General features: G+C 58.3%; 14 protein-coding genes. 8 read left to right on the top strand and 6 right to left on the bottom strand.

What is annotated here, in order from left to right; all coding sequences use genetic code 11:
- Positions 1–8 precede the first annotated feature (8 nt).
- Complete coding sequence (locus tag RLW41_RS06670) at positions 9–728, bottom strand: response regulator (RefSeq protein ID WP_409561128.1); 720 nt, start codon at positions 726–728, stop codon at positions 9–11.
- 205 nt (positions 729–933) lie between these two features.
- Positions 934–3,528 carry a magnesium-translocating P-type ATPase gene (gene mgtA, locus RLW41_RS06665; RefSeq protein WP_414463997.1) on the bottom strand — a complete coding sequence of 865 codons (2,595 nt, stop codon included), beginning with the start codon at positions 3,526–3,528 and terminating at the stop codon, positions 934–936.
- A 349-nt stretch (positions 3,529–3,877) separates the two neighbouring features.
- On the opposite strand from mgtA, the gene RLW41_RS06660 reads away from it, so the two are divergent.
- Both RLW41_RS06660 and RLW41_RS06655 read left to right on the top strand, forming a co-directional pair.
- Positions 3,878–4,126 (top strand): hypothetical protein, encoded by a 249-nt coding sequence (locus RLW41_RS06660; RefSeq protein ID WP_414463996.1) that lies wholly within the window; start codon positions 3,878–3,880, stop codon positions 4,124–4,126.
- A gap of 122 nt (positions 4,127–4,248) precedes the next feature.
- Positions 4,249–5,064 carry an outer membrane protein gene (locus RLW41_RS06655; RefSeq protein ID WP_414463995.1) on the top strand — a complete coding sequence of 272 codons (816 nt, stop codon included), beginning with the start codon at positions 4,249–4,251 and terminating at the stop codon, positions 5,062–5,064.
- 229 nt (positions 5,065–5,293) lie between these two features.
- Here RLW41_RS06655 and RLW41_RS06650 read toward each other — a convergent pair whose 3' ends face one another.
- Positions 5,294–5,509, bottom strand: a complete 216-nt coding sequence (locus tag RLW41_RS06650; protein ID WP_013949628.1) for a hypothetical protein — start codon at positions 5,507–5,509, stop codon at positions 5,294–5,296.
- 216 nt (positions 5,510–5,725) lie between these two features.
- Positions 5,726–6,196, bottom strand: coding sequence for an NUDIX domain-containing protein (locus RLW41_RS06645; RefSeq protein WP_414463994.1), 471 nt, complete (start codon positions 6,194–6,196; stop codon positions 5,726–5,728).
- Between the two features lie 30 nt (positions 6,197–6,226).
- Between RLW41_RS06645 and RLW41_RS06640 the strand changes: the two genes are divergently transcribed.
- From RLW41_RS06640 to RLW41_RS06615, 6 genes are all read left to right on the top strand, one after another.
- Positions 6,227–6,634 carry an NUDIX domain-containing protein gene (locus RLW41_RS06640; RefSeq protein ID WP_409561123.1) on the top strand — a complete coding sequence of 136 codons (408 nt, stop codon included), beginning with the start codon at positions 6,227–6,229 and terminating at the stop codon, positions 6,632–6,634.
- Between the two features lie 11 nt (positions 6,635–6,645).
- Positions 6,646–7,593 (top strand): DnaJ C-terminal domain-containing protein, encoded by a 948-nt coding sequence (locus tag RLW41_RS06635; protein WP_414463993.1) that lies wholly within the window; start codon positions 6,646–6,648, stop codon positions 7,591–7,593.
- A 3-nt stretch (positions 7,594–7,596) separates the two neighbouring features.
- Positions 7,597–7,953, top strand: a complete 357-nt coding sequence (locus tag RLW41_RS06630) for a chaperone modulator CbpM (RefSeq protein ID WP_414463992.1) — start codon at positions 7,597–7,599, stop codon at positions 7,951–7,953.
- Between the two features lie 30 nt (positions 7,954–7,983).
- Positions 7,984–8,904, top strand: coding sequence for a PfkB family carbohydrate kinase (locus tag RLW41_RS06625; protein WP_414463991.1), 921 nt, complete (start codon positions 7,984–7,986; stop codon positions 8,902–8,904).
- A gap of 2,519 nt (positions 8,905–11,423) precedes the next feature.
- Positions 11,424–11,630, top strand: a complete 207-nt coding sequence (locus RLW41_RS06620) for a hypothetical protein (protein ID WP_414463990.1) — start codon at positions 11,424–11,426, stop codon at positions 11,628–11,630.
- A gap of 281 nt (positions 11,631–11,911) precedes the next feature.
- The gene (locus RLW41_RS06615; RefSeq protein WP_414463989.1) at positions 11,912–13,285 is read left to right on the top strand and encodes an FAD-dependent oxidoreductase; all 1,374 of its coding nucleotides are present in this window, start codon (positions 11,912–11,914) and stop codon (positions 13,283–13,285) included.
- Positions 13,286–13,316: 31 nt separating this feature from the next.
- Here the strand turns inward: RLW41_RS06615 and RLW41_RS06610 are convergent, their stop codons facing one another.
- Together RLW41_RS06610 and RLW41_RS06605 are read right to left on the bottom strand one after the other, a co-directional pair.
- Positions 13,317–15,281 carry a hypothetical protein gene (locus RLW41_RS06610; RefSeq protein ID WP_414463988.1) on the bottom strand — a complete coding sequence of 655 codons (1,965 nt, stop codon included), beginning with the start codon at positions 15,279–15,281 and terminating at the stop codon, positions 13,317–13,319.
- 130 nt (positions 15,282–15,411) lie between these two features.
- Positions 15,412–16,080, bottom strand: a complete 669-nt coding sequence (locus RLW41_RS06605; RefSeq protein ID WP_414463987.1) for a sulfite oxidase-like oxidoreductase — start codon at positions 16,078–16,080, stop codon at positions 15,412–15,414.
- Positions 16,081–16,084: the final 4 nt, after the last annotated feature.

Below are 16,084 nucleotides of genomic sequence, written 5' to 3'. Positions count from 1 at the left end.
CGTGATCCTCAGCCGCGCCGGACGTCTATCGCCAGCATATACCCGATGCCACGCACCGATTTGATCTGGGCGGACTTGGATCCGTCATCGTCGATTTTTTTGCGCAAACGGCTGACCAGCGCGTCGATGGAGCGATCGAGCGGCGAATAGTCGTGCCCTTTGAGCAAGTCCATGATCTCGTCCCGCGACAAGACCCGATGCGGCCGCCGGATGAATATTTCGAGTAGATTGAACTCGCCTGTCGTGAGCTCGCGCACGCCGCCGGTTGAATCCTTCAATTCGCGGCTGGTTATATCCAAGGCCCAGCAGCCGAAGTGATAGACCTCATGCTTCGCCTGCGGCGCCGGAGCGCCGGACGGGCTCGCATCATGGCGCCTCAGTACCGCGCGTACCCTGGCAAGGACCTCTCGTAAGTTGAACGGCTTCGATATGTAATCGTCGGCTCCGAGTTCTAGCCCAACGATACGATCGACGGCATCGCCTTTTCCAGAGACCATGACGATCGGAATGTCGCCGTTGGCGCGAATTTCACGCGCAAGACTAAGGCCGTCGTCCCGGCCGAGCGTCAGATCAAGTGTAACGAGGCTGACGCCGCCCTTTGCCAAGGCCGCCCGAGCGTCGGTAGCATCTCCGGCCTCGGAGACCAGATAACCTTCGCGCTCAAAGCACGTCCGCAACAGCAGCCTGATCTCCGGGTCATCATCGATAACGAGAATTTCAGTCGTCACGCCCGATCCCCGGATTTCTGTCGATCTTCCAAGCAGCGCCCGATCAGGGTTCAGGCGCCCCATCGCTATGATTGCGACGAGTAGATGTTGGATATACGCAAAAATTCCTCGAGCAGGAAGTGTCGCTTCGCCGCTTGGAGAGCCCTCGGGGCGCCCGTATCGGTCGCCGTCACCAGTCAATATGATCACCGCTAATGGCGGGTAACTATTTGAAATTCAGATGCGAGCGAACGCCGCCCACCTTTTTGCTTATTGACATTGCCCAGAAATTTTTAGGCGTCCACCTGAGCGCGTAGGGCTTCAGGGTTTCGGCGGCTGCCGAATAGGCAACGGTAATTCCCGCGATGGCCGCAAGGACCCCGCCAGGAAGCGGAACGAACCCTGCAAAATGTCCGAGCGGCGAGAGGGCGACGGCCATCGCCACGGCGAGCGCCCCGATCGAACTCGCCGCAAGAACGCTGTTTGGCCGGCTTGTCCAGAATGGCTTGGCCGTCCGGATGATGAAAATGACCAGGATCTGCGTCGTGATTGATTCGACGAACCACGCCGTCCGGAAGACATCGGCGTCGACTTTGAATACCAGCGACAGCATCAGAAAGGTCCCCAGATCGAACAGCGACGACAGTGGCCCCATGATCAGCGTGAAGCCGAGCACAGAGCCGACATCCCAGGTCTGCGGCCGCGACAGCGTCGTGTCGTCGGCGCTGTCGAATGGGATACCGATCTCGGAGAGGTCGTAGAGCAGGTTGTTGATGAGAATCTGCAGCGGCATCAGTGGCAGAAACGGCAGGATCAACGACGCGAGCGCCATCGACAGCATGTTGCCGAAGTTCGAACTCGTCCCCATGCGAACATATTTCATGATGTTGGCATAGGTCCTGCGGCCCTCGGCGACGCCATCAGCCAGAACGCCGAGATCGGGTTGAAGCAGGATGATATCGGCAGCATCGCGCGCGACGTCGGTTCCACCTTCAACCGATAGTCCGACGTCTGCGGCATGTATAGCGGTCGCATCATTGATGCCGTCGCCGAGAAAGCCGACCGTAAAACCCCGCATGCGCAGCGCTCTGACGATCCGCCCCTTTTGCTCGGGGGAAACACGTACGAAAAGATCATTGCTCGACACCTTCTCGATCAGTGCGACTTCGGAGGTGCCGTCGAGGTCTTCACCGGACATGATGCCCTGCGCCGGCAGATCGAGCTGCTTGACGAGATTGAGCACGACCGGCGCGGCATCTCCTGAAATGATTTTTACCGCGACGCCCGCGCCTCGGAGCTTTGCGACGGCCGCCGTCGCCGAGCTTTTGGGGGGATCCAGGAAGGACGCGCAGCCGACAAAGGTCAGGTCCGTTTCATTCTCAGGCCGGGTCGTCGTGCACTCTGGACCAACGTCGCGCCGGGCGACACCGAGCAATCGCAACCCTTGGTGAGACTTGGCTTCGAATAATCGATCAAGCTCGGACCGGCGCGCTGCGTCGAGCGGATGCACCGTGCCGTCCGCAAGCTCAACTTGCGAGCACCGCGCCAATAACATCTCGGGCGCGCCCTTGGCGATGATTTGAGGTTTGCCATCGTGCGCGACAAGCACCGATGAACGGCGGCGCTCGAAGTCGAATGGTGCATCATCCAGAAATGTCCAGCTTGCGTCGGCAGGCGGCAGAGCGGCTATCACCGCGTCGTCGAGATTGCTCCGAACGCCGCTGGCAAATTGGCTGTTGAGTCTGATGAGCTTCGCAGCAGCCTCGCTGTGGCTGCCATCGATTCCGATGCTCTCGACCAACGCGATCTTGGCTTCTGTCAGCGTCCCGGTCTTGTCCGTGCAAAGCACGTTCATGGCGCCGAGATCGTGGATGGCTGAAAGCCGCTTGACCACGACCTTTTGCTTCGCCATGCGCAAGGCACCGCGCGCGAGCGTTACCGTCATGATCATCGGCAGCAGTTCCGGCGTCAGCCCGACGGCGAGCGCTACCGCGAACATGAAGCTTTCGAGTGACAGCCCGTGCAGCACCAGCTGCGTCAGGAGCACGAAGAGCACCAGAAATGCCGTCAGTCGGAGAATGAGAGTCCCGAGCCGATGCACGCCGCGTTCGAACACCGTCATCGGTTCGCGTGCCTCGACCGAAGCTGCGATGGCGCCAAACATTGTCGCCCCGCCGGTTGCCATCACGAGCATTGTCGCCTCACCCGAGACAACACTGGTTCCGGCAAATAGCGCGTTATGCGCTTCCGCGATCAGCACGCTCGTACATGTGGCAGCGCACTTTTCACACGGATAGGGTTCTCCCGTCAGACTGGCTTCGTTCGTCAGAGCGTTGCGGCTGGCAATAACGATGCCGTCGGCCGGCACAAGGTCTCCAGCGCGCAGCTTCACGACATCGCCGCGAACGATATCCTTGACCGGCATCTCAATCGGCCGCCCGTCGCGCAGCACGGTCGCCGTGACGGCAACAGACTTCTTCAACGCGTCGATGGCCCTCTCGGCTTCGCGCTCTTGATAAAGGTCCAATGCAATCGACAGCGCGACAATCAGAACGATGATGAAAAAGCTTTGCCAATCGCCGGCCGTTCCGGAGACCGCCGCAGACAGCAACAGAATGGCCGCCATCGGTTCGCCGACGCGTCGGAGTGCTTTCACAAGGAGGCTTGGGTGGCCGCTGATGCCGATGAGATTTGGACCGTCCTTCGCCAAACGCTCTGCAGCTTCGCCAGTATGAAGACCTGTCGGCCTGCTCGCCAACGCTTGGATTGCCGTTTCGACCGGCTCTGTCCAGAAAGGATGAGGGCGAGTTGGAACGCTCATATTGGCGAAATTCTCACTGTGGCGCATCGCAGATCGCAAGCGGGCATGATGCAGAGCTTGCGGGTCTTACGCAGCACCGCCCATTCGCGCCGGACCGAGATCTACATCGTCAAACTTCGCGTTCGCCAACTTTGCGCCAGGTCAATGTCGCCTCATGCAACTAACGGCGATTGTGATTGTGCACCAAGCCGATCAGGGGCGAGTGCCTGCCGCTTTTAATAGTAGATAGCGGCAACTAACTTGAGAGTTTCACCCACAGCGACGCCGCCTCCGCGTCGGCTGACACTGAGCGGGCGCCTCGAAGCCCATCCCCCGGCCGAGGCGCCTGCATTTTTGCGAGGAGCAGGCAGTGACGCTCGACGAGTTGCAGAGAAATGAGCGTTTGCTGATGCGATTGGCCTTCGAGAGGGCCTGTGCGATCGCTGGCCTGTCTCTGAATGTGGACGAACTACTCGATGACGGCGCCTACGCCCGCGTGGCTGCGGCCGTCCAAATTCAAGTCGAGCGCGGCGTTTCCGATCTCGACGTCATCGCGGGCAATGCGGCTGTCGCTATGGCGGAAAATGATTCAGGAAGCGCCGCCCGGGCGGGGGATTGACGCCAGCGAGTTTCGACCCTGCTCGACGCAGCCTCGCGAATCACGTTTTGTGGCATGTGAACGGGACTCGGCGCAAAGCAGGGATTTTTGCGCGTTTCCGGACGGGGGAAGGGCGACGAATTATGAAGATATTTCAAATACTTATGGCGGGAATTTTTTGTCTTCTCGGCGCCTCTTCCGCCTATGCCGGCGGTGATCTGACGGACTATGCCTATACGCCGCCCCCGGCCGCAAACTCCTGTGGCGGGCCATTCTCTGGCTTCTATGCCGGCGGCCTGATTGGCTTTGGCGGTGCAAGCACGAAGACCAACGTGGGCATCGAGCTCAAGGACAACGATAGAGGTTTCACCGGCGGCGGCGTCGCCGGCTATAACTGGCAGTGCAACGGCTGGCTGCTCGGCGCTGAAACCGACATCAACTATTTCAACGCCGATATGACGACGGGCATTACGTGCCCGACGTGCGGTGGGGATGGTGGACCGTCGTCGCTAACGTTCGGTTCTGAAATCAATTGGTACGGTACGCTTCGGGCTCGCGTTGGGCTTGTCGGGACCGAGAACTTTTTGATTTTCGCCACGGGTGGCCTAGCCTACGGCGGAGTGGACCATTCGATTAACAGCATCAATGCGCCGACCAGCACTCCAGGTGGGTCAGTCACATATTCTGGCTCACACAGCGATACTGCGCTCGGTTGGACCGCCGGCGGCGGTATCGAATACCTTCTCAATGACAACTGGGCCTTTCGTGCCGACGCGATGTACGTCGATTTTGGCTCAAACGATGAGACGTTTACAGCGCCCTCGGGAAGCGGTTGCACAGAAAGCTGTACGGCGCGTATCGGTTACGACGACAGCTTCTGGGTTGCGCGCGTCGGTCTGACATATCTCTTCGGCGCTCCCGCAGCTGCTCCTGCGCCTGCTTACGAGCCGATGAAATAGGAATTCGCCGATCTTTCTTTTAGACGATCCCAGCCGGAGCCTCACACCCTGAGGCTCCGGTTTTGTTTTGCGAGCCGTACGGTTCCGCCAATTGCGCCGGCGCAAGATGGCACCAGCAAAACGCTCCGCTGCGGCTCAACTCTGAAACTGATGTGTCGCAAATACAAAACGAGCGGGTCACTCGTTGACCCGCTCATGTTCTTTTCGCGAACTTTCGGATATTGGGCGATTAAGCCGCCGTCGCCGGCGCTTCCGGAACTTCTTCTTCGCATTTGGCGACCGCGAAGGCGGCAGCTGAAAGGCTGCTCAGATACGTCGTCGACGCGTGCCCTGACTGGAACAGGGCATCGACCGCAGCGGCCTCTGCCATCATCTCGGCAATGTCGTCCGCCGAAAGATCTGCATAGATCTCGGCAGGTTTGATGTTCGAAAACTCGTTACTCATGACGCACTCAACCCCGATTGAGAAATGTGTTCGCCGTCCCTGCGTTTTCGCTTTTTGGGTGCCGACGCGTATCCAAGGGTATGCGCCTGAATTCCTAAAAATTGCGGAGTTTCAAAGCGCTGGCTGTTGTTCTGCTTAATATGCCGTTAGCGCCGGCTCGTATTGGAGCATTAACGCTGTTTCAACGTCCGATTCCGCGCGCGGGCCTGATCGGCGTCAGGCCGCTCCGACATCGAGTGCGGCTTCCAATCGGTTAAGGAAATCCATTTGGCTCTTGAGAATTTTTCGGCGCGCGGTCGCGAGATCGAACCAATTCGCGCGATCAATCTCCGGAAACGTTGCGGTCCGCCCCGAGCGCGGCGGCCATTCGATGCTGAATTGATTGCTAATGAGGAATGCCGGATCCCAGTCATTTTCCACGGCCCAGACGTGAACAAGCTTGCCGCCGCTCTGCCGCAGCGAGCCGAGCGAAAGTGTCTTGCCGTGGGGACGCAATCCGGTCTCTTCTTCGAATTCCCGGAGCGCCGTCGCGTATGGATCTTCCCCGCCCTGAATTTCACCTTTTGGAACGGTCCAGGCGCCATCGTCCTTGTTCCGCCAATAGGGACCGCCTGGATGTGCAAGAAGAACTTCGAGGTCTTGCTGGCGGCGATATAAAAGCAGCCCTGCGCTCTCCGGCGTTTTCACGTCGGCTCTTTCGACGTAAATGGAATTGTCATGTCGCCTCCGAAAACTCCTCTGCTCACCGTCGATTGCGTCGTTGTCGATCCCGCCCGCGGTGTGCTTATGGTTCGCCGGAAAAATCCGCCCTTCAAGGGGGAATACGCTTTGCCGGGAGGTTTCGTCGAAATCGGAGAGACTGTGGAGGACGCAGCCAAGCGCGAGTTGATGGAAGAAACCAGCATCAACGCCAAGACGCTGAGTTTGGTCGGCGTCTATTCCAAACCGGACCGCGACCCCCGCGGCCACACCTGTTCCATCGCCTTTCTCGTTCGTGCAGAAAACCAAGAAGCCAAAGCCGGAGACGACGCCGAGGTCGTGGCCTGGATAAAGAATTTCGACGGCATTGAAATCGCCTTCGACCATCGAAAGATTATCACTGACGCGCTGAACCTTATCCGATGATGTGAGAGCCAATGGAATTCAAGGACTACTACAAGATTCTCGGCGTCGAGCGCGGCGCAACACAGGACGACATCAAGAAGGCTTATCGTCAACTCGCGCGCAAGTTCCATCCCGACATCAACAAGGAAGCGGGCGCTGAGGCGAAGTTCAAGGAAATCGGCGAAGCCTATGAAGCGCTCGGCGATCCTGAAAAGCGCGCCGCATACGATCAGCTTGGTAAGGACTGGAAGGCGGGGCAGGAATTCAGACCGCCGCCGAATTGGGATGCCGGTTTCGAATATTCCGGCGCACCCGAAGGCGCGGACTTCAGCGATTTCTTCAGCAGCATCTTCGGCGCGGCGGCGCGCGGCGACAGAGCATCGCGAGGCGGCCGCACGCGCACCACTTTCAATATGCGCGGCGAGGATCACCACGCGTCGATCGTCATTGATTTGCGTGATGCTCTGGAAGGCGCCACACGGACGATCACGTTGCGCATGCCGGAGATGGACGACGGTGGACACGTTCTCGTTCGCGATAAAAACCTCACCGTGCAGATCCCGAAGGGCGTCACCGAAGGCCAGAGCATTCGCCTCAAGGGGCAAGGTTCTCCGGGCATGGGCGAAGCGCCGGCGGGAGACCTTTATCTAGAAGTCCGCTTCAAGCCTGACGCGCTTTATCGTGTCGTCGGCAAAGACTTATATCTTGAGCTTCCCGTTGCACCTTGGGAAGCCGCGCTGGGCGCGAGCGTCAAGATGCCGACGCCGTCCGGCGCCATTATGCTGAAGGTGCCCGCGGGTTCGGCCAACGGCCGCGAGCTTCGCATCCGCGGACGCGGCATTCCCGCCAAGGAACCGGGCGATTTGTACGCGGTACTCAAGATCGTCTGGCCTCCGGCGACGCATGAAAAGGCCCGCAAGATCTATGAAGAAATGGCGAAGGAATTGGCGTTCGATCCGCGTGCAGGTCTTGGAGTTTAAGCGATGATAGAGAAAAGCACCGGCGCGGTATCGGCAGAAGAAATCGGCACCGAACCCATCTATTCGCTCGAAGAGCTGACCGGCATCTGCAAAGTCGAAGCCGCCTGGGTCGTCGAGCTCGTTGAGCATGGCATCATCGAGGCACGCGGCGCCAGCGTCTCCGAATGGCGCTTTTCGAGCGTCAGCGTCGTGCAGTTGGCGAAAGCCAAACGCTTCGACCGTGATCTCGGCGTCAACCCGGCTGGCATCGCCGTAGTCTTCGACCTCTTGAATGAGATTGATCGGCTCAAAGCCCGTCTCCATGTCTTGACGAGCGCGCACTCCTCGCTCGTCGACCGTTCGAGCGACGATACCCGGTAGACCTGCTTCCATACACAGTGAGTGATGCACATGGCCGGCAAACACATCATTGCCGTCGGACACGCGGCGCTCGACTACGTCTACCGAATAGACGCATTTCCGAAGACGGCAACGAAACTGCGGGCGACCGATCATGTCGCGAGCGGGGGCGGCATGGCTGCGAATGCTGCCGCCACGATCGCGCGTCTCGGAGGAGAGGTATCGCTGTGGGCGCGGATCGGCGATGACGCGGCCGGGGGAATTATCCGGCATCAGCTTAGAACTGCCGGCGTCGGGATAAGCCACGTTCGTGCCTTCGAAGGCGTTTCGTCGGCGACGGCCGCGGTGATCGTCGACAAGCGTGGCGAACGTCTCGTCGTTAGCGAGGACGACCATGAATTTCCGCTCGCCGCCGATTGGTTGCCGGTCTCGCATGTCGAGACGGCACATGTGGTCCTCAGCGATTTGACGTGGCTTGAAGGCACGCTGGCGCTGTTCCAGGCCGCGCGAGATCGCGGCGTGCCGACCGTGCTCGATATCGACTTGAACGGCGGTCCACTGCTCGACAAGGTCATCGGCTTGGCCGATTACGCGATCTTCTCGGCCCCCGCATTTAAGCAGTTCACCCATGGCGGCAGCGACGAGGACCGCTTGGCACGGCTGATCCGATCGGGCATTCGCCACGCTGGCGTAACGAGCGGCGAACGCGGGTATCTCTGGGCATCGCAGAGCGGAGAGCATGGCCGGCAACCCGCCTATGCGGTCGACGTAGTCGATACGACGGGCGCGGGCGATGCCTTCCACGGAGCGTTTGCCTGGTGCGTCGCGCGGAACGAGACGGACGCCGACTGCGCCCGGATCGCTTCGGCCGTAGCCGCATTAAGCTGTACGGGTCTCGGGGCCCGCGCCGCTCTTCCGACGTATGATGAAGTGGAAAGCTTTCTTTCGCAGCGACCACGGCAGAGAAATTGAACGTCGCGAGCAATCGAGAGATTTCTTCCTTCAAACAGGGCTGTTTTGAGAAAATCCGCGTTTTCTGCTGCACCGCCGTAGGTGCAGCGCAAAGAAATCCTGATCGGCTGTCGATCAATCCTTGAGACAGCACGCTCCCCTAATGCCGTGTACGGACTGGTCGAATTGGCATCCACCCGCATGGCGGGCCAGCTGCTCCATTTTGTGCGGCGCGAACCCAGATGGAGATCAGACGTGTATTTGCTGCAGGCGGTACTGGCATTCCGGCGAATATCGGGGTCTCATTGAACAATAACAAATAAGAGGATGTGCAATGCCCGATTCTGCTTACACCATGATCTTCGCCCTTGAAGGGCTCCTCATTTTGGGAGCCGTTGGAACGGGGCTGCTGCTTTTCTATTCCAGCCGCCACCATCGCAATAACAGCAAGCTTACAAGTCGCAGCGAATAGCCTTCGCCGGAAGCAGAACCACACGAAGAAATGTGCGCCGATAGCTCTATCCGGCGCACCTCCTCACGCGCATCCTGTCATCTCTGGCGGGAAATTTTTGCGTGTGCCTAAACTTAGGTTTAGCCGGTTAACCGAACGCAGAGGCCCATAAATGGGCGCTGTTCGAAGTTCGCATCGCGGCTCGTTCCCGATTTCATCGGTTTGATCATACCCACAGATAATGGGGCCGGCCACGGCAGGCGCCTATCTTTGTGTTGCGGCTTTCAACAAGCGCCGCCCACACAAACGGGGGCTGCCGGCGCAAAGAGATGAATGGAGAATGACAATGAAGATCGCTGTCCTTGCCACGATGTTGCTGGTTTCTGGCGTCTCTGGCGCGTTCGCTGCTCCTGCCTGCACGGGCAACTTCAAGACTGCTGGCGCTGCTTGCGACGTCACGAAGTAAAATAATTCAATCGTAAAAAAGTTCGAAGAATGGGGCGCCTCGCGGCGCCCTTTTTTTGTGCCGAAAAACGAGCAGCGGATTTTGTGGGCAAGGCATCGAAATGACGTCACCCAGAACTGCGTTTCAATCACGACACATTTTCAAAACGCTCGAAACGCCAGGAAATACCGGCATTTTTCGATGTAACGAATGTCTTGCCCACAAACGGATTGGCCATCTCCTCATACCTAGAGATGAAATGTTTTGTGGGTCGAAGAGCGTATGTAGTGCAGGCGGCTTTCATTAAGCGCCGCCCTGAAAACCAGGGCTGCCGCCGGTGCAAACGAGATGAATGGAGAATGACAATGAAGATCGCTGTCCTTGCTACGATGCTGCTGGTCTCTGGCGTTTCGGGCGCGTTCGCTGCCCCGGCCTGCACCGGTAACTTCAAGACCGCTGGCGCCGCTTGCGACGTCACGAAGTAAAATAAATCAATCGTAAAAAAGTTCGAAGAATGGGGTGCCTTGCGGCACCCTTTTTTTTGGAAAACGCAAGCTGAAGAATTTTGCGAGATATCGAAATGATGTGTGACAGCTCTGCGTTTAAATCACGACATGTTTTCATGCCGCGCGAAACACCAGAAAATGCGCGTGTTTTTGATGGTTCGAGCGCCAAAGACGTAAACCGATAGGCCACGAAAACATACTTAGAGATGAAATGTTTTTCGGGTGAGAGAGCGTATCTACCTTGTGCGGCTTTCAATAAGCGCCGCCCACACAAACGGGGGCTGCCGGCGCAAAGAGATGAATGGAGAATCAAAATGAAGATTGCTGTCCTTGCTACGATGTTGCTGGTTTCCGGCGTTTCGGGCGCGTTCGCCGCTCCTGCCTGCACAGGCAACTTCAAGACCGCTGGCGCTGCTTGCGACGTCACGAAGTAATAAGTCGAGCGTTAAACACGCGAAGAATGGGCGCCCCGCGGCGCCCTTTTTTCGCAGCTATGGAAATAGTGACGTTCTGCTCTGCGTGCCGGTCAAGGTACGATGCGCGGTTGATCAGAAAGCGCCTGGTTTCCGGCGCACTTCAACAACGGAAGCGCCAAAACGTCCTGCCGGCAAACGGCAGATCATACTTTCAGATAATGTTTTCGCTCCGCGTTCTTCATATCTAACCGCTGCTATCCCTCGATGGAGAGCCTGCTTTCGCACATTTCGCCAAGTGGGCGCATGGAGATAAGTCATGAAACTCGTAGCTCTCAGCGCGCTGATTTTGGTGTCGGCCACCGCTTCGGCATTTGCCGCGCCTCACTGCAGCGGTGACTTCAAGTCTACCGGCGCCGCATCCAGCGTGGCGTGCGCGATAACGAAATAACGCCGACCACAATCGGCAAATTGAAAGAAAGGGCGTCCTGCAATGGGCGCCCTTTTTGTATTTGTTCTTCCCCACGGGCACGCCCACTCAGCAGAGCGTCGATACCGAGCCTTTTTCGTTTCGTTCGGCTGCACATCCATCAATCGATTGAAGCGATCGAAACCAATCGAACATCGCGTTGGAATGATAAGATGGCGGCGCCCATTCTCTTATCAGCTCTTCAAGACAAGCCGCTCACGGGAGCGGAGGTGAAGACGAGATAAGGAGAAGAAAAATGAGAAAGTCTGTAATGGCCCTGTCGGCGATCCTGCTCGCAACCGGCGCAACTGGCGCCCTGGCTGCTCGCTTGAGCACTCCCACACACAGTCGAGTGATGGAACGTGCTCAAACCGAGATGCAGACGGAAACACCGGCTGAATTCTGCCGCTGGCACGGTGCGGATACGAATTACGATATGTACTGTGCGCCGTATAATGATTAATCGGCGGTTGATACACGCAGCACGGAAAAGCGCGCCGGAAGCGGCGCGTTTTTGGCTTGTGGCGAGAGCATCCGTCAGGACAAAGCAGTATGCGTCTTATCTTCCCTACAAATCGTGCTTTGTACGTGTCTGCAGACCGGACATCTAAAGCGGCGTGACAAACATCGTATTTTTTATGCGGCGAATTGAACTCGCAAACCGGTTCGATGCAAATCTTCGATTGCGCTTGCATAAAATCTGGCTAAACACGCGCCCCAACGTGCACGCGGGAGGAAGAACCGATGTCTTCGAATTCATATGATGTCCTTATCATCGGAAGCGGCGAAGGCGGAAAATTTCTCGCCTGGCATCTGGGCCGATCTGGCAAGAAAGTCGCCGTCATCGAGCGCAAACTTATTGGCGGCTCTTGCCCCAACACGAATTGCCTCCCGAGCAAGAACGAGATCTGGAGCGCCAAGGTCGCCGATCTCACGCATCACGCTGAAGCATTCGGATCGATCACCGGCGCAGTCGCGACAGACATGAGAAAAGTCGTGGCGCGCAAAAGAGAAATGGTCGATGGCCTCATCAAGATGCATCTCGATTTTTATAAGGACAGCGGCGCGGAACTCATCATGGGAGAAGCTCGCTTCGTGGCGCCAAGAACAGTCGAGGTTAAGCTCAACGACGGCGGCAACGCCACGTTCAGCGGCGATAAGATGGTCATCAATATTGGCACGCACGCTTCTATTCCGAACATTCCGGGTCTCGTTGCGGTAAAGCCAATGACGAACATCGAACTGCTCGAGCTTGAATATTTGCCGAGGCATCTGATCGTACTTGGCGGCGGCTATGTCGGTCTGGAACTCGCGCAGAGTTTTCGTCGCTTCGGCTCGCAGGTCACCATTCTCGAAGCGAGCCCGCAGATTGCAGCTCAGGAAGACCCTGACGTCGCTGCCGAGATCGCCGATGCACTTCGCGCCGAAGGTATCGCCATCGAGACGGGTGTCACGATTGCAAACGTCGAGGGCCGCTCCGGCGCAACCGTTGTCGTGACGACGTCCGGCGGCCGCTTCGAAGGTACCGATCTGCTGGTGGCCGCCGGGCGCACGCCGAATACGAATGCCATCGGTCTCGATAGCGCGGGCGTAGAACTCGACGCACGCGGTTACATTGTCGTCAACGATCGGCTCGAAACGACCGCGCCGGATACGTGGGCGATCGGCGAATGCGCGGGCAGCCAGCAATTCACGCACGTGTCGTTCGACGATTTCCGTATCATTCGCGATAATTTGGCTGGCGGATCGCGCAGCAAAAAGGATCGCCTCGTTCCCTATTGCATGTTTACCGACCCTCAGCTTGGCCGCGTAGGGCTCAGCGAGAAACAGGCAAAAGCCAAGGGGATCAACTTGCGCATCGCAAAGCTGCCAATGGCAGGCGTTTTGAGGTCTCGCACAATTTCCGAGACGCGCGGATTCATGAAAGCTCTAGTGGGTGATGACGATCGCATCGTCGGTTTTGCGATGGTTGGCCCAGAGGCAGGAGAGGTTATGGCTGTCGTGCAGACGGCTATGCTTTCTGGCCTGCCCTATACAGCTTTGCGCGACGCCATCATCGCGCATCCGACAATGGCGGAAGGTCTAGGCCCGCTTTTTACACGTGTACCCGCGCGCTAAACGGTTCGGCAGTTACCGCCTACGATTGCGCTTACTGGCGCACAGGTCGGCGCCGGTCGTGGAACCACGAGCGATAGTCCTCCATTTTTGCTTGCTGAGCGGACGAAGCGCGCCGCTTGCACGTGGAGGCTTCATCGCTCTTGGGGTCAGCGCCCCAGCGAATCTCGACGCAGTCGTTGACGTTGTAGGCCATTTCCAGTCCTTTCGAACGGTCCAGGACGTCTTTGAGTGTCAGCGTCCATTGCGAGCCATCACTCCGAGTGTAAGAGAATTTCCGCGACGCGATTTCTGTCGTGAGAGTTTGGTTGAGCGCGGATTTCACGTCGGCGATGCTTTCGCCCTTCGGCATCGCATAACGATCGGCACGCCGAGCGACGCGATCCGGAAAACCGCGAACAACGTCGATTGCGATCAACAATCGCAAGTCGCGCGATGGCGTCGCAAAGTCTTCCCACGCGCCTGTCGTTTCGAATATCGACGGTCCCGACGGAATAGCGACGTCGGCGCCGCCGCTGTTCTGATATTTTCGTCCGTTTTCGACAGACGTAACGCGCGTCTTCACCTGTTCTTCGAGGGCGGTGATCGTTTCTTTCATGGCGCGCTCCGGATCGAGCGGCTCGGGCGACATCACGTCGTCCATGCGATCATAGAAATCTTCGACGCCGAGCTTCGATTGCTCGAGGGAGAAATCGCCGTAATCGGGACTTTTCGTGATTTCGGCGTTCGTCAATCGCCTCAGCGTACCATTATTGTCGGCGACGATCGGCCGAAAGCGCTTGAAGCCCGGACTGCCGAGCGAAGGATCTTGGGCGAACAGGAAATTACCGCGCCAGAAGCGCTTCCGGGCCACCGTTCCGTCCGGCTGACCGTCGACGGCAAGGAAGACACCCGCCGAATCGTTCGTCTGCGCAACGCGTTTAACGAGCACGAGAACGTGGCCATAAGGGTCGGCATAAATCGTCCCCGGTCGCAGCGTTTCGGCCGTCAAAGGTACGGGATAATAATCAGTGTTGTTGTCTGCTGCAGCGGTTCGCCCAGAACCGGAATGGACGGCGTTGGCGACGACAGTGCGGATGTAATATCCAAAGCCCGGCAGAAGCGCCTGAGGCCGGGATGAACTTCGCTGCGCCGACTCAGAAACGGACGCGGAGTCAAACACGCCGAAAAGTGAATTGCTCGCGCTCTGGATAGGCTTTTGCTTCGCCTCCGCTTGCGGACTGTCTTCTTTCTGAATGTTGAACCACTGCGGGCAGCGTGGCGCTTTCCCGCCACCGCCGCGCGTACATTTGGAATAGCCGAACGGCAACCCGGTCTTGAAGGCGAAGTACGCGCGCAGAAAATACGGAAGGTCCGCGCAGTCCGGCTTCATGATGAGTTTCTTGCTGTCTTCACCGAGCCCCATGGCGTTGAAGAGCATGTTGCGCGTCGGATCGCGCAAGACTTGGTGCAACGCAGGCCACGATGGCTGGGCGTCGATCGGATCGTCGAAGAGCTTTTCGATCCAGGCGGAATAGAGGTTTTCGGTCTCGCGGGTCCACGCGCCGCGGATCGGCCATACGCTCTTTGATGTCGCGCGTGGCGGAGCGCCGGCCGTCTTCGCCACGGCGAACGCTCGTTTTACGGTTGCACATTCTGCGCTCGCGCCATCGCGCGTCAGAGAAGCGGTCCAGGTGCCGGCCGACGGCGATTGCACATCCGCATACCAGAAGTAGGGCGGGCCGCCGTGCCGCTCCTTGGACGTGACTGCAACCTTGCCGTCGGGAGAGGTGAGGGAAAGCACTCCATCAAGCGGCTTCTCGGCCGTGAAGATGACCCGCAGCGGCATGCCCGTCCAGGGGGAGATCGGCGACGCGAGAACCGCGAGCCCCGCCTCCGCGTCACAGGCAGAAAAGGCATCCTTGGCGTGGGCGACAGACGGCGAGGCGGTAGCGGAGATCGCCACTGCCGCGAGGATTATCGCAGGCGCAATGCGGCGCAATCGGAATTGGGGAAACAAGCGACTAACCCCCGTTTTGTGCTCCCTAGATTTGGAACACTATCGCGAGAGCCTTGCCCAAACGATGGCAGAGCCGGAATTCTTTGCCGCCGACTGATAATAAAAATGCGGAGTTTGCCGAATGAACCGGTTAATCGTTCGAGTAGCGCTGCTCTTTCCACGGATCGGCTCGATTGTGATAGCCGTTCACTTCCCAAAATCCCCGCGCATCGCTCGCAACAAATTCAATGCGTTTCAGCCACTTCGCGCTTTTCCAGAAATAGAGATGCGGGACCACGAGGCGAACCGGCCCGCCATGCTCGCGCGTCAGCGGCTTGCCCTCCCAGCTATGCGCGACGATGGCATCCTCGGACGCGAAATCCGCGAGCGTAATGTTTGTCGTGTACCTGTCATAGCTATGCAGGATGACGAATTGCGCCTCAGGCGTCGGCATCACGAGATCCAGCAGGTCATGTGTCGAAACACCGGTCCAGCGGTTGTCGTAGCGCGACCAGGTCGTGACGCAATGGATGTCCGACGTCTTGACGCTGCTTGGTTCGCGCTGAAACTGTGCCCAGTCGAGTGTCGTCGGATGTTCGACGGCGCCGTCGATGATCAACCGCCACTGATCGAGCGCGATCTCCGGCTGTTGCCCGAGGTCAAGCACCGGCCAGTCGCGGACAAGATGCTGGCCTGGAGGTAACCTCTCCGAATTGGGCCGAGAGGTCTTTCCTGTCAGGAAGCGTCCTTCGCGCGCCCATTTCTGTTTCGTCCGCGTCAGCTTATTGGCTTCCGGCAGGTCGTTGCTGTCATCGCTCATCGAG

Source organism: Hyphomicrobium sp. DY-1, assembly GCF_047497105.1.
Classification (GTDB): Bacteria; Pseudomonadota; Alphaproteobacteria; order Rhizobiales; family Hyphomicrobiaceae; genus Hyphomicrobium_B.
This window is presented reverse-complemented; position numbering and strand designations above follow the sequence as displayed.

Bases quoted from the DNA above. Each gene is read 5' to 3' on its own strand.
- mgtA (WP_414463997.1), bottom strand. From the start codon at position 3,528: ATGAGCGTTCCAACTCGCCCTCATCCTTTCTGGACAGAGCCGGTCGAA.
- RLW41_RS06655 (WP_414463995.1), top strand. From the start codon at position 4,249: ATGAAGATATTTCAAATACTTATGGCGGGAATTTTTTGTCTTCTCGGC.
- RLW41_RS06650 (WP_013949628.1), bottom strand. From the start codon at position 5,509: ATGAGTAACGAGTTTTCGAACATCAAACCTGCCGAGATCTATGCAGAT.
- RLW41_RS06640 (WP_409561123.1), top strand. From the start codon at position 6,227: ATGTCGCCTCCGAAAACTCCTCTGCTCACCGTCGATTGCGTCGTTGTC.
- RLW41_RS06635 (WP_414463993.1), top strand. From the start codon at position 6,646: ATGGAATTCAAGGACTACTACAAGATTCTCGGCGTCGAGCGCGGCGCA.
- RLW41_RS06630 (WP_414463992.1), top strand. From the start codon at position 7,597: ATGATAGAGAAAAGCACCGGCGCGGTATCGGCAGAAGAAATCGGCACC.
- RLW41_RS06625 (WP_414463991.1), top strand. From the start codon at position 7,984: ATGGCCGGCAAACACATCATTGCCGTCGGACACGCGGCGCTCGACTAC.
- RLW41_RS06620 (WP_414463990.1), top strand. From the start codon at position 11,424: ATGAGAAAGTCTGTAATGGCCCTGTCGGCGATCCTGCTCGCAACCGGC.
- RLW41_RS06615 (WP_414463989.1), top strand. From the start codon at position 11,912: ATGTCTTCGAATTCATATGATGTCCTTATCATCGGAAGCGGCGAAGGC.
- RLW41_RS06605 (WP_414463987.1), bottom strand. From the start codon at position 16,080: ATGAGCGATGACAGCAACGACCTGCCGGAAGCCAATAAGCTGACGCGG.